Raw genomic sequence first — 17,592 nt, 5'->3', positions numbered from 1 at the left:
AACCCGGCCGCGCGCAGCCGGTCCAGCGCCTCCCGGGCGCCGGGCACCGGCCGGACCTTCTCCGGGTCGCCGTTGTAGGGCACGTCCTCGATCAGGGTGCCGTCACGGTCGAGCAGCACCGCGTCGTACAGGGGGCTCAGCACCGTTTCACCCCCGGTGCCGGCGCGGTGACCACGGCTCCGGCGGGTACGGCGCGGGCGCGCCACCAGCCGCGTACCCAATGGGCGACGGCGAGCGGCGGGATCAGCACGCTGGTCACCAGCATGGTGGTGGCCTCGCCGGGGGTGCGCGGGCCGGGCGCGACGCGGGCCCGGGTGAACTCGACGGTGCCGGCCGCCCAGGCGAGCGTGGCGAGGCCGCCGCCGGCGCCGACCGCCCGCCGGGCGCGGGCGGAACGCAGGGGAGCGGCGGTCAGCGCCGCGGCGGCCAGCGCCACCGCGCCGGCCGCGGCGACCGCCACGTGCCGAGGCCGCCGCCCCGGCGGCAGGTCGAGCGCGGCGCGCCACCCCGAGCCGTAGAGCCGGCGCAGCAGCGCGTCGTCGGCGTTGCCGCGCTGGGTGCGCAGGCTGACCCAGCGGCCCTCCGGGCGGACCGGGTGGGTCACCCGGCGCCGCCCGCGGACCAGGTCCCAGCCGGCGCGGCGGACCCGGTGGGCCAGCTCGGCGTCCTCCCGATAGGCGCGCGGGAAGCGCTCGTCGAACCCGCCGACGGCGGCCAGGGCCGTCCGGCGGTAGGCCATGTCCGCCGTGATCCACCGGCCGTCGGCCAGGCCGGCGGTGCCGCGTTCCCAGTCGGTGGGGCGCCGGTGCGCGGGCAGCGGCACGTCCACCACGCCCTGCACGCCGCCGGCCCCGCCGGCCGCGGCGAGGTCGACGCGCAGCCGCCGGGCCCAGTCCGGCGCCGGCACCACGTCGTCGTCGAGGAAGACCACCCACTCGCCGCGGGCGGCCCGCCAGCCCAGGTTGCGGGCGGCCGCCGGGCCCGCTCCGCGCCCGGTCAGCACCTTCGTGTACGCCGCCAGCGCCCCCGGCACGGCCAGCTCCCCGGTGTCGTCGCGGCGGTCGTCGACCAGCAGCAGCTCGGCCCCGGGCAGCTCGTCGAGCTGGCCGGCGAGGGCGTCCAGCAGGGCGGCCAGGCTCGGCCGCCCCAGCGTGGGCACGACCACGCTGATCACCGGGCACCGCCCAGCGCGCGGCGGTGCACCGCGAACGGGCCGAGGGCGAGCAGGTCCACCGGGGCGGAGCCGAACAGCTCCATGGCCTCGCGCGGGGTGTCCACCATGGGCCGCCCGGCGGTGTTCAGCGAGGTGTTCACCACCACCGGCAGCCCGGTGCGCCGGTCGAACTCGGCCAGCAGCTCGGCCACCAGCGGCTCGGTCTCCGGGTGCACGGTCTGCACCCGGGCGGTCCCGTCGACGTGGGTGACCGCCGGGATCCGGTCCCGCCACTCCGGCTTCACCCGGTGCACGAAGAGCATGTACGGGCTGGGGTAGACCCCGTCGAACAGCTCCGCGAAGCGTTCCGCGCGGACCATCGGGGCGATCGGCCGGAACTGCTCCCGGCCCTTCACGTCGTTCATCCGCCGGGTGGTGTCCGGGTCGCCGGGGTGGGCCAGCAGCGACCGGTGGCCGAGCGCCCGCGGGCCGTACTCGCTGCGCCCCTGGTACCAGGCCACGATGCCGTTGTCGGCGAGCACCCGGGCGGCCTCGGCGGCGATCGACGCCGGCCGGCTGTACGGCAGGGCGGCCCGGCGCAGCTCCGCTTCCAGCTCCTCGTCCGACCAGCCCCGGCCCAGGTCCGCGCCCGCCATGGGGACGGACCGGTCGCCCAGCTCGCCGGCCACGTGCAGCGCCGCGCCGAGCGCGGTGCCCGCGTCGCCGGCCGCCGGCTGCACCCAGACGTCCCGGTACGGCCCCTCGGCCGCCAGCCGGGCGTTGGCCACGCAGTTCAGCGCCACCCCGCCGGCCATGGCCAGGGTGGTGGCCCCGCCGGAGGCGTCGTACAGCCAGCGGGACAGGTCCAGGACGACCTCCTCCAGCCGCACCTGGACGCTGGAGGCCAGGTCGGCGTGCTCCTCGGTCAGCTCGCCGCCGGCGGCGACCGCCTTGGCCATGCCGGCCCAGTCGATCCGCTCGACCCGGAAGCCGCCGTCGTCGGTGACCCGGACCAGGTCGCGGAGCAGGCCGAGGTGCTTCGGCCGGCCGTAGGAGGCCAGCGCCATCACCTTGTACTCGTCGCTGGAGTGCAGGAAGCCCAGGTGCCGGGTGAGGTCCTCGTAGAGCAGGCCGAGCGAGTGGGGGAGCCGCTGGGAGTGCAGCGGCGACAGCCGGCCGTCGCGGTAGACGCCGGCCAGGTGGCTGGCCACCTCGCCGCGGCCGTCGAGCACCAGCACCGCGGTGTCGTCGCCGGCCGGCGGGGCGGCCAGGCCGGCGGAGGCGGCGTGCGCGACGTGGTGCGGCACGAACCGCACCTTCTCCGGGTCGAGTCCGGGCAGGACGGCGGCCAGGAACTGCGGGGCCCGCCGGGCGTAGTCGACCCGCAGCCAGTCCCACGGGTCGCTGAGGCCCAGCTCGGCCGTGTCCTCGCAGAGCCCGGGGTCGAACGAGTACGCCACGGCGTCCAGACCGTCCACGTCGATCCCCGCGCTGGCCAGGCACCACGCGGCGGACAGCTCGGGCAGCTCCCAGGCGGAGAAGGGGACCGGCCGCTTGCCGTGCTTGCGCCGGCTGAACCGCTCCTCCTCGGCGGCGGCCACCACCCGGCCGTCGACCACCAGGGCGGCCGCGGGGTCGTGGAAGATCGCGTTTATTCCCAGGACGCGCATGAGTGGTCCCTACCCTGGCGATCAGGACCTAACCTCTAGATCATCGACTTGTCCGAGAAGTCGAATCTCCGCTGTGGAGGTTCTGATTCGGGACCAAAGCCCCTGGTCGGCGCGGCGGGAAGTGGCGAAGCTGGGCAAAGCGGCGCAGTTGCCTGCCGGCTCCGGCGCCCCGTGCCCGCAGCATCCGACCCGGAGGTGTTCCGTGTCCCCGTTCGCACTGTCCGTGCTCGCCGAGGAGCAGCTCACGCTGGCCCGTGCCACCGACAGCGGGCGCAGCGCCCGGACCGTGCACGGCGGCCCCGGCACCCGGCTGCGCCAGACGCTGCTCGCGCTGGTCGCCGGCCACGCCCTGCAGGAGCACGCAAGCCCCGGTGAAGCGACGCTCCAGGTGCTGCGCGGACGGGTCCGCCTGGTCGTCCAGGACCACTCCTGGCCGGGCTCGGCGGGAGACCTGCTGGTGATTCCGGACGCCCGCCACGCACTGCACGCCGACGAGGACGCCGTGGTGCTGCTCACGGTCGCCCGCGGATGAGCACCGTCCGGCCGCTGCGCGCCACCGGCCCGAGGCCCGCCGCGGACTCCGCCTCCCGTCAGCCCGCCGCGGACTCCGCCTCCCGTCAGCCCGCCGCGGACTCCGCCTCCCATCAGCCCGCCGCGGGCTCCGCCTCCCGTCAGCCCGCCGCGGAGCCCGCCTCCGATCGGCCCGCAGTCGGAGCCGACTCCGCGGCGTCCGCGGCCGGGCGCGCTTCCGGTCGTCCGGCCGCGCGGTCCGGTCGTCCGGCCCGTGGCCGCCGGAACCGCTGGCTGCCGCCGCAGCACGGCGCCTGGGCGATGCTGCTCCTGCCGTACGTCGCGGCGGTCGGCGTCGCCGGTCCGCGCTGGCTGCACCTGCCCCTGCTCGGCGTCGGGCTCGCCGGTTACCTGTTCTCGTACTACGCCCTGCTCGCCGTGAAGACGGGCCGCGCCGACCGGGTGCGCCCGCAGCTCCTGGTCTACGGCGGGGCGACCGCGCTGCTCGGGGTGCCCGTGCTGCTCGCCCGCCCCGCCGTCCTCGGCTACGTCCCGCTCTACGCCGTGCTGCTCGCACTCAACGTCGCCCACGCCCGGCGCCGCCGCGAACGGGCCCTGCTCAACGACCTCGCCTCGGTGGCGCAGAGCCTGCTCATGGTGTTCGTGGTGGGCACCGTCGCCGAGGTCCCACCCGCCGACCTGGTCGGGCTGGCGGCGGCGGTCGGCGCGTACCTGGTCGGCACGGTGCTGTACGTCAAGACGATGATCCGGGAGCGGGGGAGCGCCCGGTACCGGTGGGCCTCGCTGGCGTACCACCTGGTGGTGCTGGCGGTGGCGGTCGTCGCCGGATGGGGACCGGGGGTGGCGGCGGTCTTCGCGCTGCTGCTGCTCCGGGCCGGGGTGCTGCCCGGCCGGCGGCTCACCCCGGTGCGGGTTGGACTGATCGAGATCGTCGGAACCCTGCTGGTGCTCGCCGCGGTGGTCACCCGCTGGGCGTGACCCGCCCGCTGGTCCTGACCTGCCCGCTGGGTCTGACCCGCCGCTGGGCCTGGCCCGCCCGCTGAGTCTGACCCGCCCGCTGAGCCTGGCCCGCCCGCGGGGCGGGCCTGCGGCCCGCCGGTGTCCCTTTCGACGCCGCCCGGCCGAGCCCCGCGCTTGCTACCGGGAGTGACTGCCGCCGTCCACGGCCGCGCTTACGCGGCGTGACGGCATCGGAGGGCACCGCCTCTGCCGTCGCCGCAAGCCACCTCCGGCTGAACAGCGGAACATCCGCCGCGCCCCGCCGCCCGCCCACAGCCATTCCGCGCCTTTGCTCTGCAGCCGCATACGCAGCGGCAACCCTCCGTGCTTGCTGCGTATGCGGCTGCAGAGCAAAGCGTGTCGGGCGTAGGCGTCGAGGCGGGGGTGGCCCGCACCGAGCGTGACCGTGGTTCAACTGCTGTCGTGCCGGGTGGTCGTGCGGGTCGGGTGGCGGGGCGGAACAGGGCGGGCCCGCCGGGTCGAAGCGGGGCCCGCGTCGGGTACGCCCGACACCGGCCCCGCTCGCCGCGGTCGGCGCGCCTCAGCGCAGCATGCCCGGACCGAACACCTCGTACGCGATCCGTTCGGCCGGTACGCCCCGGCGCAGCAGGCCGCCCCGGACCAGCGCCATGAACGGCACCGGCCCGCACAGGTGCACGTACGCGCCGGGGGCGAGCGGGACCAGCGCCGGGTCGACGAGCCCCTCCGCGATCTCCGCCTTGACCCCGGCCAGTTCGCCGCCGGCGGTGTCCTCGTACCAGAGGTGGATCGCCAGGTTCGGCAGCCGCTCCTGGAGCGCGGGCAGTTCGTGGCGGAGCGCGTGCGCGGCGCCGGTCCGGTCGGCGTGCACGAGCGTCACCGGCCGCTCGGGCTCGGTGGCCGCCAGGTGCGCCAGTGCCGACATGGCCGGGGTCAGCCCGATGCCGGCGCTGACCAGCAGCAGCGGCTCCCCGCCGCCGAGGGCGCTGACCTCGCCGAACGGCGGGCTGAGCCGCAGCGTGTCGCCGACGGCCACCCGCCCGTGCAGGAATCCGGAGACCGTCCCGTCGGGCGCGCCGGCGGTGCCGCGTACCCGCTTCACGGTGATCCGCCAGTGGCCGGCGCCCGGCCGGCCGGAGAGGCTGTACTGCCGGATCTGCTGGCCGCGGTCGCCGTCCAGGTCGACCGCGACGGAGGTGTACTGGCCGGCGGTGAAGCCGGGCACCGGACCGCCGTCGGCGGGGACCAGCGTGAACGACACCACGTCGGGGGTCTCCGCGACCTTCTCCGTGACCCGCCACTCGCGCCACACCGAGCCGTTCTCCGGCACCCCGGCCTCGGTGTAGAGGCGGGCCTCCCGGGCGATCAGCTCGCAGGCCAGCAGCCAGTACACCTCGTCCCAGGCCGCCGCGACCTCGGGGGTGACCGCGTCGCCGAGCACCTCGGCCACGGCGGCCATCAGGTGCCGGCCGACGATCGTGTACTGGGTGGCGGTGATCCCCAGGGAGACGTGCTTGTGCGCGATCCGGTCCAGGATCGGCCCCCACGGCGCGGCGCCGCCCCCGGTCAGGTGCTCGGCGTACGCGACCACGGCCCCGGCCAGCGCCGCCTTCTGCGTGCCGGTGGCCTGGTTGCTCCGGTTGAAGATGTTCAGCAACTCCGGGTGGGCGGCGAACATGCGCTGGTAGAACCGGCCGGTGATCGCCTCGCCGTGTGCCTGCACGGCGGGCAGGGTCGCCGTCACCACCGTTGCTGCGGATTCCGAAAGCACGATTACTCCTTGTGGCGTCGAACGGGTCGATCTCCACTGAACAGGAGGCCCCGATTCCTCTTCAGGGTCGAAGGTCCCGGGACCGGCGTGGCCAGGATCACCGACGCGAACGGGCTGGTCGGCCCGTGTCGCGGTGTGCGCGCTGTGGCTAGGGTCGAGGCGTGAAGCTCAACCGCTCGACCGACATGGCCCTGCGGATCGCGATGCTGACCGCCGCGTCCCCGGCCCGGACCACCGTGGACGAACTCGCCACCCAGCTCGCGCTGCCGCGGAGCCACGTGGCCAAGGTGGTGCAGCGGTTGCAGCGGCTGGGCGTGCTGGTCACCATCCGGGGCCGCTCCGGCGGGGTGGCCTTCGCCGAGCACGCCGCGGAGCTGACCGTCGGCCACGTGGTGCGGGCCTTCGAGGGCGACGCCGAGGTGGTCAACTGCGAGCAGCCGGCCTGCCCGCTGGTCGCCGGCTGCCGGCTGCGCGGCGAACTGCGCCGCGCCCAGGCGGCCTTCCTCGCCGTACTCGACGGGGTACGCCTCGGCGAGCTGGTCGACGGCCCGGCCGGTCCGCTGCTGCTCACCCTCGGCGCCCCGGCGGTCCGCCCCTGATGGCGATCTCGCATCCGATCTTCGCCCGGGTCTTCGCCCGGGCCAGCGTCGCCATGGACCGGGCCGGCGCCGCCGCGCACCGGCGCCGCCTGGTCGCCGGGCTGGGCGGCCGGGTGGTCGAGGTGGGCGCCGGCAACGGGCGGAACCTCCCGCACTACCCGCCTGGCGTGACCGGGGTGCTCGCCGTGGAGCCCGAGCCGCGGCTGCGCGCTCTCGTCCGGGCCGCCGCGCCCGCCGCGCCGGTGCCGGTGACCGTGGCCGCCGGCCTCGCCGAGGCGCTGCCCGTCGCCGACGCGAGCGCCGACGCGGTGGTGCTCTCGCTGGTGCTCTGCTCGGTGCCGGACCAGACCGTGGCGCTGCGCGAGGCGCGCCGGGTGCTCCGCGCGGGCGGACAGCTCCGCTTCTACGAGCACGTGGTCGCGGAGACCCCCGGGCTGCGCCGGGCCCAGCGCCTGGCGGACGCCACGCTCTGGCCGGTGTGCTGCGCCGGCTGCCACACCGCCCGGGACACGGTGGGCGCGATCCGGGCCGCGGGCTTCACCGTGGTCGAGCTGGACCGGTTCCGCTTCCCGCCGACGGGGATGTCCGGACCCGCATCCCCGCACGTGCTCGGGGCGGCCGTCCGAGACTGACCACCGCGAGGCGCCCCGGGAAAGGGGACGCCTCGCGGTGGTGGCGGGTCAGCTCACCGTGATCGTGCCGTCCGGGGCGCGGACGCAGGAGACCGTCCGGGAGCCCGTCGCGGCGGCTCCCGCGAGGCAGCGGCCGAGCACCCGGTGGCCGGCGGCGCTCGGGTGCCAGGACTCCTGGCAGGTCTGGAAGTAGGTGCCGCAGGCGTTCGCGATCCGCTGGATGTCGAGCTTGTCGTAGCCGGAGAGGCTGGTCACGAAGACACCCGTCGGGCCGTCCATCAGCCGGATCGGGGTGGCCAGGGCGTTGCCCGGGCTGCCCGCCGACTCGCAGAGCCGGGCGCCGTCGAAGGCGCGCTGCACGTTGAGGTAGACCAGGTCGTCCTGTGGGAACTCGGCGGCCAGGGTGGTCCGGGCCGACTTGACCAGGGTGCCGAGGCCCTGCGAGAAGCGCTGTCCCGGGGCGAGGCTGCCGCGATGGATCGGGCAGCCGGCCGCGTACCGCTCGGCGCCGAGGGCGCGGAACTTGTCCCGGGTGTCGTCCCGGTCGTCCTCGGTCCAGTAGCCCGAGGCCAGCTCGGCGGGGAGCGGGTTGGTGTAGTCCTGGAACACCACCCGGTGCTGGCCGTCGGCGTCGACCTGGTCGAGGGTGGTGAGCAGCTGCCGCACCGCCGCCGTGGTCTCCGCGGTCGCGGCGGCGAACTGGGCGGCGGTGGCCAGGTCGGCGTCCGTGCAGGGCTCCTGCTCGACCGGCCCCCCGAGGTATGCCCAGAACTCCCACCAGCCGGTCCAGGCGTCGGCGATGAACCGGTTGGCGCACTTCTCCGCGACGCTGCCGAAGGTGAACGAGCTGTTGTTCGAGCCGAGGCCCACCAGCACCAGGTCGATGTCGTGGGTGCGCGCCACCGCCCGGAGCTGGTCGAGCTGGGCGGCGACCTGTCGGCCCTTCGTCCGGCTCGCGGAGGCGGCGGCGATGTCGGCGGGCTGCCCGCCCGAGCAGGCCAGGTTGAACCGGGCCGCGATGCCCGGCAGGTCGGCCTGGAACAGCGAGGCGTTGGGCGAGCGGTGGCAGAAGTAGGCGTTGCTGTTCGGCGCCGACCAGCCGGGGAAGCCCTGGGCCACCCCGTTGACGTCGACCACCGGCGCGTACGCCCCGGCGCCCTCGCCACTGATGAAGCTGTCGCCCAGCGCCACGGCGGCGGTGGGCAGGGCGGCCGCGGCGGGCCCGGCGGGGGCCACGGCGGCCGGCAACGCCACGGCGGCCACGGCCAGCGCCGCCGCGAGAGCGGCACGACGGAACACGGACATGCGACCCCCTGGACACATCGAAATGTGAAAGATTCTTCAAGGAGGCGATGAGATCACGTCCGTGTGACGTACGTCAATGGATGGCCGTCCGGGTGGTCGTCGCCGGGCCCCGGCCGGGAAGACAGCGGCGGCACCCGTCGTTGTCGTGACGGACGGCCTCCTCGCCTCCGGTCGCGCGGCATTCGACGCCGCACCGCACCGGGTGCCACGGCTCTGTCGGAGTGCCGGGCTAGGCTCGCTCCGGCGCGCCGCGCCTGGCGATCGACGTGGGGGATCGCACGGTGAACGGCACCACACCGCCGAGACCTGGGAGTACGACCAGTTGACCGCACAGCCTGAGACCCTGTACGGGGCCGACGACCTGACGCACCTGGAGGGCCTCGACGCCGTCCGGAAGCGCCCCGGCATGTACATCGGCTCGACCGACAGCCGTGGCGTGGGTCACCTCGTCAACGAGATCCTCGACAATTCCACCGACGAGGGTGTCGCGGGTCACGCCAAGAAGGTCGACGTGATCCTGCACGCCGACGGCTCGGTGCGGGTCGACGACGACGGCCGCGGCATCCCGACCGACGTGCACGCCAAGTCCGGCATCTCCGGCGTCGAGCTGGTGCTGACCCGGCTGCACGCGGGTGGCAAGTTCGGCGGGTCGGGCTACAAGACCTCCGGCGGCCTGCACGGCGTGGGCGCCTCGGCGGTCAACGCGCTCTCCCGGCGGTTCGACGTCACCGTCCGACGCGCCGGCAAGATCCACTCGATGTCGTTCCGGCACGGCGTACCCGGGATCTTCGACGGCGACGGCCCGGAGGCGCCGTTCACGCCCGGCCCCGGCCTGCAGATCGTCGGCGCCATGAAGCGCGGCCAGCGCACCGGCACCTCCATCCGCTGGTGGCACGACCCGCGCTACTTCGAGACCGGCGCGGCCCTCGACACCGACGCGGTCCGGCTCAAGCTGCGCAACACCGCCTTCCTGGTCCCCGGCGTGGCCTACCGCCTGCGCGACGAGACCGGCGAGAAGGCCGTCGAGGAGAGCTTCCACTTCCCCAACGGCCTCACCGACATGGTCGAATACCTCGCCCCGGCCGGCGATCGCCCGGTCTCCGGCACCCTGCTGGTCACCGGCGAGGGCACCTACCGGGAGAACGCCGCCGACGCCAACGGCGTCATGCAGTCCAACGTGCAGCGCCGGGCCGAGATCGAGGTGGCGTTCCGCTGGGGCACCGGCTACGAGCGCACCGTCGAGTGCTTCACCAACACCATCCGCAACGCCCACGGCGGCACCCACCGCAAGGGCTTCGAGCGGGCCCTGGCGCGCACCCTGGCCGAGGCCGCCCGCAACACCCGCGGCCTGCTCAAGCCCAAGGAGGACGCGCCCACCCTGGACGACGTCCTGGAGGGCATGACCGCCGTGGTGCACGTGCGGATCCCGGAGCCGCAGTTCACCTCGCAGACCAAGGACGAGCTGTCCACCGCGGGCATCACGAAGGTGCTCCAGGGTCTGGTCGAGGCGCACCTCAAGGCATGGCTGGAGGACCGCAAGACCAAGGCCGAGGCCCGCACGGTGCTCCAGAAGATCGTCGACGCGGCCCGGGTCCGGCTGACCCAGAAGCAGCAGAAGGACGCCGCCCGGCGCAAGACCGCCCTGGAGGGCGCGTCGATGCCGCCCAAGCTGGTCGACTGCCGGGCCACCGGCGTCGAGCGCAGCGAGCTGTTCATCGTCGAGGGCGACAGCGCACTGGGGACGAGCCGCATGGCCCGCTCCTCGGAATACCAGGCCCTGCTGCCCATCCGCGGCAAGATCCTCAACGTGCAGAAGGCGAACCTCCAGCAGGTGCTGGACAACGCCGAGTGCGCGGCGATCGTGCAGGTGCTCGGCGCCGGCTCGGGGCGCACCTTCGACCTCTCCGCGCTGCGCTACGGCCGGGTGCTCATCATGGCCGACGCGGACGTCGACGGCGCGCACATCCGGACCCTGCTCATCACACTCTTCGCCCGCTACATGCGGCCGCTCATCGAGGCGGGCCGGCTCTACGCGGCCATGCCGCCCCTGCACAAGATCACCACCAAGGGGCGCAACCCGCAGACCGTCTACACCTACACCCAGGCCGAGATGGAGGCGACGGTCCGCAAGCTGGAGAAATCCGGCAAGCAGATCGTCACGCCCATCCCGCGCTTCAAGGGTCTCGGCGAGATGGACGCCGACGAGCTGTGGGAGACGACCATGAACCCGGCCACCCGGGCGGTCCGCCGCATCACCCTCGACGACGTCGAGGCCGCCGAGCGGATCCTCGAACTGCTCATGGGCGAGAAGGTCGAGCCCCGCCGCAACTGGCTCATCGACTCGGCCGACCTGGTCGACCGCGACGCCATCGACGCCTGACCACCGGGTTATTCGAAGGGAAAGCTGAACCATGGCACGCCGCAAGGACGACCGCGCCAAGGCGGATCTCTCCGCCTTCGACCAGGCCGGCGCCCGGGTCTTCGACAACCCGCTGGTCAACGAGGTCTCGGACTCCTACCTGGAGTACGCCTTCTCGGTCATCCACTCCCGAGCCCTGCCCGACGCGCGGGACGGGCTCAAGCCGGTGCACCGGCGCATCCTCTGGTCCATGCACGAGCAGGGCCACCGCCCCGACCGGGGCCACGTGAAGTCGGCCCGGATCGTCGGCGACGTGATGGGTAAGTACCATCCGCACGGCGACGCGGCGATCTACGACGCGATGGTCCGCCTCGCGCAGGACTTCTCGCTCAACGTGCCGCTGATCGACGGGCACGGCAACTTCGGCTCGCCCGACGACGGCCCGGCCGCCGCCCGCTACACCGAGGCCAGGATGTCCCGCGAGGCCATGCTGCTCGTCGGCGAGCTGGGCGAGGACACCGTCGACGTCGAGCCCAACTACGACGGCTCGCTGACCCAGCCCACCGTGCTGCCGGCGGCCTTCCCCAACCTGCTGGTCAACGGCGCGTCGGGGATCGCGGTCGGCATGGCCACCAACATGATCCCGCACAACCTGGCCGAGGTCGTCCACGCCGCCCGCTGGCTGATCAACCACCCGGACGCCACGCTGGACAAGCTCATGGAGTTCGTCCCCGGCCCCGACCTGCCCACCGGCGGGCTGCTGCTCGGCCTCGACGAGGTGCGCCGCGCCTACGAGACCGGGCGCGGCGTGGTGCGGATGCGGGCCCGGGTGCAGACCGGCCCGCTGGAGGGCAGCCGGGGCCGGCAGGCCATCACGGTCACCGAACTGCCCTACGGGGTGGGCGCGGAGAAGGTCATCGCCGCCATCACCAACGAGGTCAACAAGACCAAGCGGCTGACCGGCATCGCCGACGTCAAGGACCTCACCGACCGGGAGAACGGCACCCGGCTGGTCATCGAGTGCAAGGTCGGGGTCAACCCGCAGGCGTTGCTGGCCGACCTCTGGCGGCTCACCCCGCTGGAGCAGTCCTTCGGCGTGAACAACCTGGTCCTGGTCGACGGCCAGCCGCAGACCCTGGGGCTCAAGGAGCTGCTGGAGGTCTTCCTCGACCACCGCTACGAGGTGGTGACCCGGCGCAGCGCCTACCGCAAGCGCAAGCGCGAGGAGCGGCTGCACCTGGTCGACGGCCTGCTGATCGCCCTGCTCGACATCGACAAGGTGGTCCGGCTGATCCGGGCCAGCGAGGACGCCCAGGCCGCCAAGGACGGCCTGATGCAGAAGTTCAAGCTCTCGGAGATCCAGGCCACCTACATCCTGGACACCCCGCTGCGCCGGCTCACGAAGTACGACCGGCTGGAGCTGGAGGCCGAGCAGGAGAAGCTGCGCGGCGAGATCGCCGAGCTGTCGAAGATCCTCGACGACCCGAAGGTGCTGCGGAAGCTGGTCTCCGACGAGCTGGCCGCCGTGGTCAAGCAGTTCGCCGCCGACCGCCGCACCACGCTGGTCGACGGCGACCTCAAGGAGGTGCTGGCGGCCTCCGTGCCGGCCGGCCCCCTGGAGGTCGCCGACGACCCCTGCCAGGTCATCCTCTCCGCCACCGGGCTGGTCGCCCGCACCGCGGCCGAGTCGGAGGAGGCCGCCGAGGCGCGCCGGCGCAGCGGCCGGGTGAAGCACGACGCCGTACGCGCCGTGGTGCACTCCACCGCCCGCGGCCGGGTGCTCCTGGTGACCAGCGCGGGGCGGGCCTTCAAGATCGACGTGCTGCCGCTGCCGGTGCTGCCCGAGCAGTCCGGCACGGTGTCGCTGCGCGGCGGTATGTCCGCCGCCGAGCTGGTGCCGCTGGAGCAGGGCGAGACGGTCGTCGGGCTGGCCCCGCTCGGCCCGTCCGCCGAGGGCTCACCCGGGCTGGCGCTCGGCACCCGGCAGGGCGTGGTGAAGGTCTGCTCCCCCGAGTGGCCGGTCCGCTCGGACGAGTTCGAGGTGATCTCGCTGCGCGACGGCGACGAGGTGGTCGGGGCGACCTGGCTCACCGACGGGGCGGAGACCCTGGCGTTCGTCTCCTCGGAGGCGTCGCTGCTGCGCTTCGCGGCGTCCGTGGTCCGGCCGCAGGGCATCAAGGGCGGCGGCATGGCCGGCATCAACCTGCCGGCCGGCTCGCGGGTGGTCTTCTTCGGCGCCATCCGCACCGACGACGCGAGCCACGGGGAGCCGATGGTGGTCACCTCGACGGGCGCGACGGTCAAGGTGACGCCGTTCAAGGCGTACCCGGCGAAGGGCCGGGCGACCGGCGGCGTGCGCGCCCAGCGGTTCCTCAAGGGTGAGCTGGACCTGGCCGTGGCCTGGATCGGCCCGCGACCGGTCGGCGCCACCGCCACCGGCGACCCGGTCGAGCTGCCGCCGGCCGACCCCCGGCGCGACGGTTCCGGCTTCGCGGTGATGCTCGGCCCCACGGTGGTGGGCCACCAGATCGACCGCGACTGACCCCCCAGCCCGTGTCGATCAAGAGGTTTGCGTCATCCAGGAGCGATCTGGTGACGCAAACCTCTTGATCGACGGGGCGGTCAGAGTTCGGGTTCCGGGCCCGGCCGGGGGCCCGGGGTGGTGCCGCGGAGGCGGGCGATCAGGCGCATGCCGTGGTAGATCACCAGGGCGGCGGCGGTGCCCAGGGCGATGCCGTTGAAGGAGAGGTCACCGGCGGTCAGGGTGTAGTTGGCGGCGCCGACGATCACGGCGACCGCGGCCGTCATGAGGTTGACCGGGTCGTGGAAGTCCACGCGGTTCTCGATCCAGATGCGGGCGCCCAGCACGGCGATCAGGCCGTACAGGGCGGTGGTGGCGCCGCCCAGCACCCCGGCCGGCACGGTGAGGATCAGCGCGCCGAACTTCGGGCAGAGCCCGAGCAGCACGGCCGCGAACCCGGCCACCCAGTACGCGGCCGTCGAGTAGACCCGGGTCGCCGCCATGACGCCGATGTTCTCCGCGTACGTGGTGGTGCCGGAGCCGCCGCCGGAGCCGGCCAGCACGGTGGCGACGCCGTCGCCGAGGAACGCCCGCCCCATGTCCCGGTCGAGGTTCCGCCCGGTCATCGCAGCGACCGCCTTGACGTGCCCGGCGTTCTCCGCGATCAGCACGAGGATCACGGGGATGACCAGCACCACGGCGCGCAGGCCGAAGCTCGGGGCGTGGAACTGCGGCAGGCCCACCCAGGCGGCGTCCTTCAGCGTGGTGACCGCCGTCGGGTCGAGTTGGCCGAGCAGGGCCGCCAGCACCCAGCCGACCACGACGCCGAGCAGGATCGACAGCCGGGCGAGGAAGCCGCGGAAGAGCACAGTGGTGACCAGGATCGCGGCCAGGGTGATCACCGCGATCAGCGGCTGCGCCTTGACGCCAGTGCCGCTGCCGCCGCCGTCCCAGGCCACCGGCGCCAGGTTGAGCCCGATCAGGGCCACGATGGCGCCGGTCACCACCGGCGGCATCAGGGCGTCGATCCAGCGCGCCCCGGCCAGTTGCACCACCACGCCGACCAGCGCCAGCACGACGCCGGCCACCACGATGCCGCCGAGGGCCGCGCCGATGCCGCCGTCGGTCTTCGCGGCCAGCACCGGGGCGATGAAGGCGAACGACGACCCCAGGTACGAGGGCAGGCGGTTACGGGTGATCAGCAGGAACAGCAGCGTGCCCAGCCCGGAGAAGAAGAGCGTGGTGGCCGGCGGGAAGCCGGTGATCAGCGGCACCGTGAAGGTGGCGCCGAACATGGCGACCACGTGCTGCACGCCGACCCCGACCGTACGCGGCCAGGAGAGCCGCTCGCCGGGGTGGACCACGTCGCCGGGGGTGACGGAGCGTCCGTCGCCGTGCAGGGTCCAGGGGGACCAGCGGGAGGTGGGGGACTGGGTCATGGCAGCCCTTCGCGTCGTCAGGTGACGGGGGCGTGATCGACCCTGAGAGTTGTTTCTAGCACGGCGCCGACCCGGGCCCGGGGCCGGCTCGGCGTCAGGCCACCCCGGCGGGCCGGAACTGGACGCTGACCCGGGGGCCGACCGGCCGGGCGGTCTTCGGGATGGCGTGCTCCCAGGTGCGCTGGCAGGACCCACCCATCACCACGAGGTCGCCGTGGCCGAGCGGGAAGCGCAGGCTGTTCCCGCCGCCGCCCCGGGGGCGCAGCAGCAGCGGCCGGGGTGAGCCGAACGAGACGATGGCCACCAGGGTGTCGGTGTGCGCGGAGCGGCCCAGGGTGTCGCCGTGCCAGGCCACGCTGTCCCGGCCGTCCCGGTAGAGGCACATCCCGGCCGTCACGAAGGGCTCGCCCAGCTCGGCCGCGTAGTGCCGGGTGAGCGTGTCACGCGCCGTGGTGAGCACCGGGTGCGGCAGCGGCCGGCCGGCGGCGTACCAGCAGAGCAGGCGGGGGACGTCGACCTCGGCGTCGTACATGGTGCGGCGCTCGGCCTGCCACGGCACCTCGTGCAGCAGCGTGTCGAGCACCGCGTCGGAGCCCGCCACCCAGCCGGGCAGGTGGTCGACCCAGGCGCCCCGGCTCAGCTCGTGCCGGCGCACCCGACCGGCGAGCGGGCCCAGGGTGGGACCCTGCGCGGCGAAGTCGAGCATCGAGGGCTGGTACGCGACGTCGGACACGCCGCCGATCCTACCTCGCGCTCGAACAGGCGTACGAGGATCGGTGGCGGCGGTCGGGGCCGCCAGCCGGGCAGCGGGTAGGGTGCCCGGCGTGACGAGTGCCCCGGCCACGCCCCGAGCCACCCGCCTGCCGTCGCTGACCGGGCTGCGCTGGATCGCCGCCCTGCTGGTCTTCGCCTTCCACGTCGGCACCATGGGGATCATCGGCCAGCCGGACCTGAAGGTTTTCGTGGGCAAGGCGTTCGCCCTCGGCCTCTCCGGGGTGGAGTTCTTCTTCATCCTCAGTGGATTCGTGCTGGTCTGGTCGTACCGGGACGGCGAGCCGCGACGCACCTTCCTGCGCCGCCGGCTCGCCAAGATCTACCCGAACCACCTGGTGACCTTCGTGGTGGCGCTGGCCGTCGCGTTCTGGTTCGCCGACCCGGTCGCCCTGTGGGCCGCGGTCGGCAACCTCTTCCTGGTGCAGGCCTGGATTCCGCTGGGCGGCTACTTCTACAGCGTCAACAACGTGAGCTGGTCGCTCTCCTGCGAACTGGCCTTCTACCTCTGCCTGCCGCTGGTGCTGCCGTGGCTGCGCCGGGCCCGCGCCGGCGCGCTGTGGGCGGTCGTGGCCGCCGTGCCGCTGCTCATCCTGGCCCTGTGGCCCGCCCAGCTCCTGGTGCCCGAGGAGAACCGCTGGTGGTTCACCCAGATCCTCCCGGTCACCCGCTCCTTCGAGTTCTGGCTGGGTGTGGCCGCGGCCGAGCTGCTGCGCCGGGGCCGCTGGCGCGGCCCGAACCTGACCGTGGCCAGCGTGCTCTTCGTCGCCACCTGGGTGGTCGCCGCGCTGTGGATCCGCGCCGAGTTCTGGGCGGCCCTGCTCGCGGCCGCCTACCTGCTGGTCATCACCGCGGCGGCGGACGCCGACGTGCGGGGCCGGCGCACGCCGTGGCGGTCCCGCGCGATGGTCTGGCTCGGCGAGGTCTCCTTCGCCTTCTACCTGGTCCACGTCCTGGTCATGAAGACGGTGCTGCGGCTCACCGGTGACTGGGGCACCGGCCTGCGCGGCTGGTGGGGACCGGTCGTGGTGCTCGCCTTCCTGCTGCTCAACCTCCTGCTCGCCGCGGCCCTGCACCGCTGGGTGGAGATGCCCATGATGCGCCGCCTCGGCCCGCCGCGCCGGGCCCGCCGGGCGCCGGCCACCGCCGCGCCGGCGCCGACCGTCCCCGCCCCGCGCGCGGCCCCCGACACCCCGACCAGACCCGTCGAGTACGCCGGACGGCGCGACCCGGGCTGAGCCACCCGCTCTGCCGGCGCGGCCCGTCCCGGCCGGACCGGGCACCCGCCCCGGTCGCGGTGATCCGCGCAGTTGCACGCGGCGTTGGTGCGGGTGGGGCTGCGGTCGACGTTGGGTCGCCGAGGGACACCCGGCCGGCGCATGTCGCCGGCGCGTCCGCCGTCGCCGGCGCGTCCGCCGTCCCGGCGCCCGTACCCGCCGGTGGTCCACCCTGGCCGGTGCCCCGTTTCCAGGACGGTGCGACACGCCCGCCGGCGGTGCGATGTGGCGTCATCGGCGGTAGTTTGTACCCGTGCTGCCGATCGCGCTCACCTGTCCCGTGTGGTGGGTGGCGCGCTGGACCGCCCGGACGCTGGCCACCCTGGCCGTGCTCGTCGCCTGCTCGTTCGGCGCGGCGACCCTGCCGCTCGGCGTGGCCGCGACCGCACCGGTGGTGCCCGCCGTGGTGGCCCCCGTCGAGGGTCTGCCCCTGCGAACCGAGGCCGCCGTCGGGCAGCACCCCCTCCGGGGGGGGGGGGGGGCGGCCGCCCCCCCCCCCCCCCCGGGGGGGGCGCGGGGGGGCGCCTCCGCCCCCCCGGCGAACCCGGAGCCGTGGTGGGGGGGGATCTCCCGCCCCCACCCCTCC

At 74.5% G+C, this 17,592-nt stretch carries 13 protein-coding genes; 7 read left to right on the top strand and 6 right to left on the bottom strand.

Annotation, left to right across the window (positions count from 1 at the left end):
* Positions 1 to 136: 136 nt before the first annotated feature.
* Together ABZ452_RS32140 and ABZ452_RS32135 are read right to left on the bottom strand one after the other, a co-directional pair.
* Positions 137 to 1,174, bottom strand: coding sequence for a glycosyltransferase (locus ABZ452_RS32140; protein ID WP_357951143.1), 1,038 nt, complete (start codon positions 1,172 to 1,174; stop codon positions 137 to 139).
* Entirely contained in the window at positions 1,171 to 2,823 is a 1,653-nt protein-coding gene (locus tag ABZ452_RS32135) for a carbamoyltransferase C-terminal domain-containing protein (protein WP_357951140.1), read from the bottom strand. The genes ABZ452_RS32140 and ABZ452_RS32135 overlap by 4 nt, the downstream gene beginning before the upstream one ends.
* Before the next feature lie 202 nt (positions 2,824 to 3,025).
* Between ABZ452_RS32135 and ABZ452_RS32130 the strand changes: the two genes are divergently transcribed.
* Together ABZ452_RS32130 and ABZ452_RS32125 are read left to right on the top strand one after the other, a co-directional pair.
* The gene (locus tag ABZ452_RS32130; RefSeq protein WP_357951138.1) at positions 3,026 to 3,355 is read left to right on the top strand and encodes a cupin domain-containing protein; all 330 of its coding nucleotides are present in this window, start codon (positions 3,026 to 3,028) and stop codon (positions 3,353 to 3,355) included.
* A gap of 272 nt (positions 3,356 to 3,627) precedes the next feature.
* A complete protein-coding gene (locus ABZ452_RS32125) occupies positions 3,628 to 4,332 on the top strand; it encodes a YwiC-like family protein (RefSeq protein WP_357951146.1) in 705 nt (234 codons plus the stop codon).
* A gap of 562 nt (positions 4,333 to 4,894) precedes the next feature.
* Here the strand turns inward: ABZ452_RS32125 and ABZ452_RS32120 are convergent.
* Entirely contained in the window at positions 4,895 to 6,103 is a 1,209-nt protein-coding gene (locus ABZ452_RS32120; RefSeq protein ID WP_357951135.1) for a globin domain-containing protein, read from the bottom strand.
* Between the two features lie 161 nt (positions 6,104 to 6,264).
* Here ABZ452_RS32120 and ABZ452_RS32115 point away from each other — a divergent pair, with 161 nt between their 5' ends.
* Positions 6,265 to 6,702 carry an Rrf2 family transcriptional regulator gene (locus ABZ452_RS32115; RefSeq protein WP_357951133.1) on the top strand — a complete coding sequence of 146 codons (438 nt, stop codon included), beginning with the start codon at positions 6,265 to 6,267 and terminating at the stop codon, positions 6,700 to 6,702.
* On the top strand, positions 6,702 to 7,334 hold the full coding sequence (locus tag ABZ452_RS32110) for a methyltransferase domain-containing protein (RefSeq protein ID WP_357951130.1): 633 nt from the start codon (positions 6,702 to 6,704) through the stop codon (positions 7,332 to 7,334). Before ABZ452_RS32115 ends, ABZ452_RS32110 begins: the two co-directional genes overlap by 1 nt.
* A 48-nt stretch (positions 7,335 to 7,382) precedes the next feature.
* Here ABZ452_RS32110 and ABZ452_RS32105 read toward each other — a convergent pair whose 3' ends face one another.
* Complete coding sequence (locus ABZ452_RS32105) at positions 7,383 to 8,639, bottom strand: hypothetical protein (protein ID WP_357951128.1); 1,257 nt, start codon at positions 8,637 to 8,639, stop codon at positions 7,383 to 7,385.
* Positions 8,640 to 8,961: 322 nt separating this feature from the next.
* On the opposite strand from ABZ452_RS32105, the gene ABZ452_RS32100 reads away from it, so the two are divergent.
* Positions 8,962 to 11,019, top strand: coding sequence for a DNA topoisomerase IV subunit B (locus tag ABZ452_RS32100; RefSeq protein ID WP_357951125.1), 2,058 nt, complete (start codon positions 8,962 to 8,964; stop codon positions 11,017 to 11,019).
* A 31-nt stretch (positions 11,020 to 11,050) separates the two neighbouring features.
* Positions 11,051 to 13,540, top strand: coding sequence for a DNA topoisomerase IV subunit A (locus ABZ452_RS32095; protein WP_357951122.1), 2,490 nt, complete (start codon positions 11,051 to 11,053; stop codon positions 13,538 to 13,540).
* An 80-nt stretch (positions 13,541 to 13,620) separates the two neighbouring features.
* Here the strand turns inward: ABZ452_RS32095 and ABZ452_RS32090 are convergent, their stop codons facing one another.
* Both ABZ452_RS32090 and ABZ452_RS32085 read right to left on the bottom strand, forming a co-directional pair.
* A complete protein-coding gene (locus ABZ452_RS32090) occupies positions 13,621 to 14,958 on the bottom strand; it encodes a solute carrier family 23 protein (RefSeq protein WP_357951119.1) in 1,338 nt (445 codons plus the stop codon).
* 94 nt (positions 14,959 to 15,052) lie between these two features.
* The gene (locus ABZ452_RS32085) at positions 15,053 to 15,691 is read right to left on the bottom strand and encodes an alpha-ketoglutarate-dependent dioxygenase AlkB (protein ID WP_357951116.1); all 639 of its coding nucleotides are present in this window, start codon (positions 15,689 to 15,691) and stop codon (positions 15,053 to 15,055) included.
* Positions 15,692 to 15,782: 91 nt separating this feature from the next.
* Between ABZ452_RS32085 and ABZ452_RS32080 the strand changes: the two genes are divergently transcribed.
* Positions 15,783 to 16,967 (top strand): acyltransferase, encoded by a 1,185-nt coding sequence (locus ABZ452_RS32080; RefSeq protein WP_357951114.1) that lies wholly within the window; start codon positions 15,783 to 15,785, stop codon positions 16,965 to 16,967.
* The last annotated feature ends 625 nt before the right edge of the window (positions 16,968 to 17,592 follow it).

The sequence above is a fragment of the Micromonospora sp. NPDC005707 genome (genome assembly GCF_040631005.1).
Lineage (GTDB): Bacteria > Actinomycetota > Actinomycetes > Mycobacteriales > Micromonosporaceae > Micromonospora.
The sequence above is the reverse complement of the archived record's forward strand: the minus strand, read 5'-3'. Positions and strand labels throughout refer to the sequence as shown.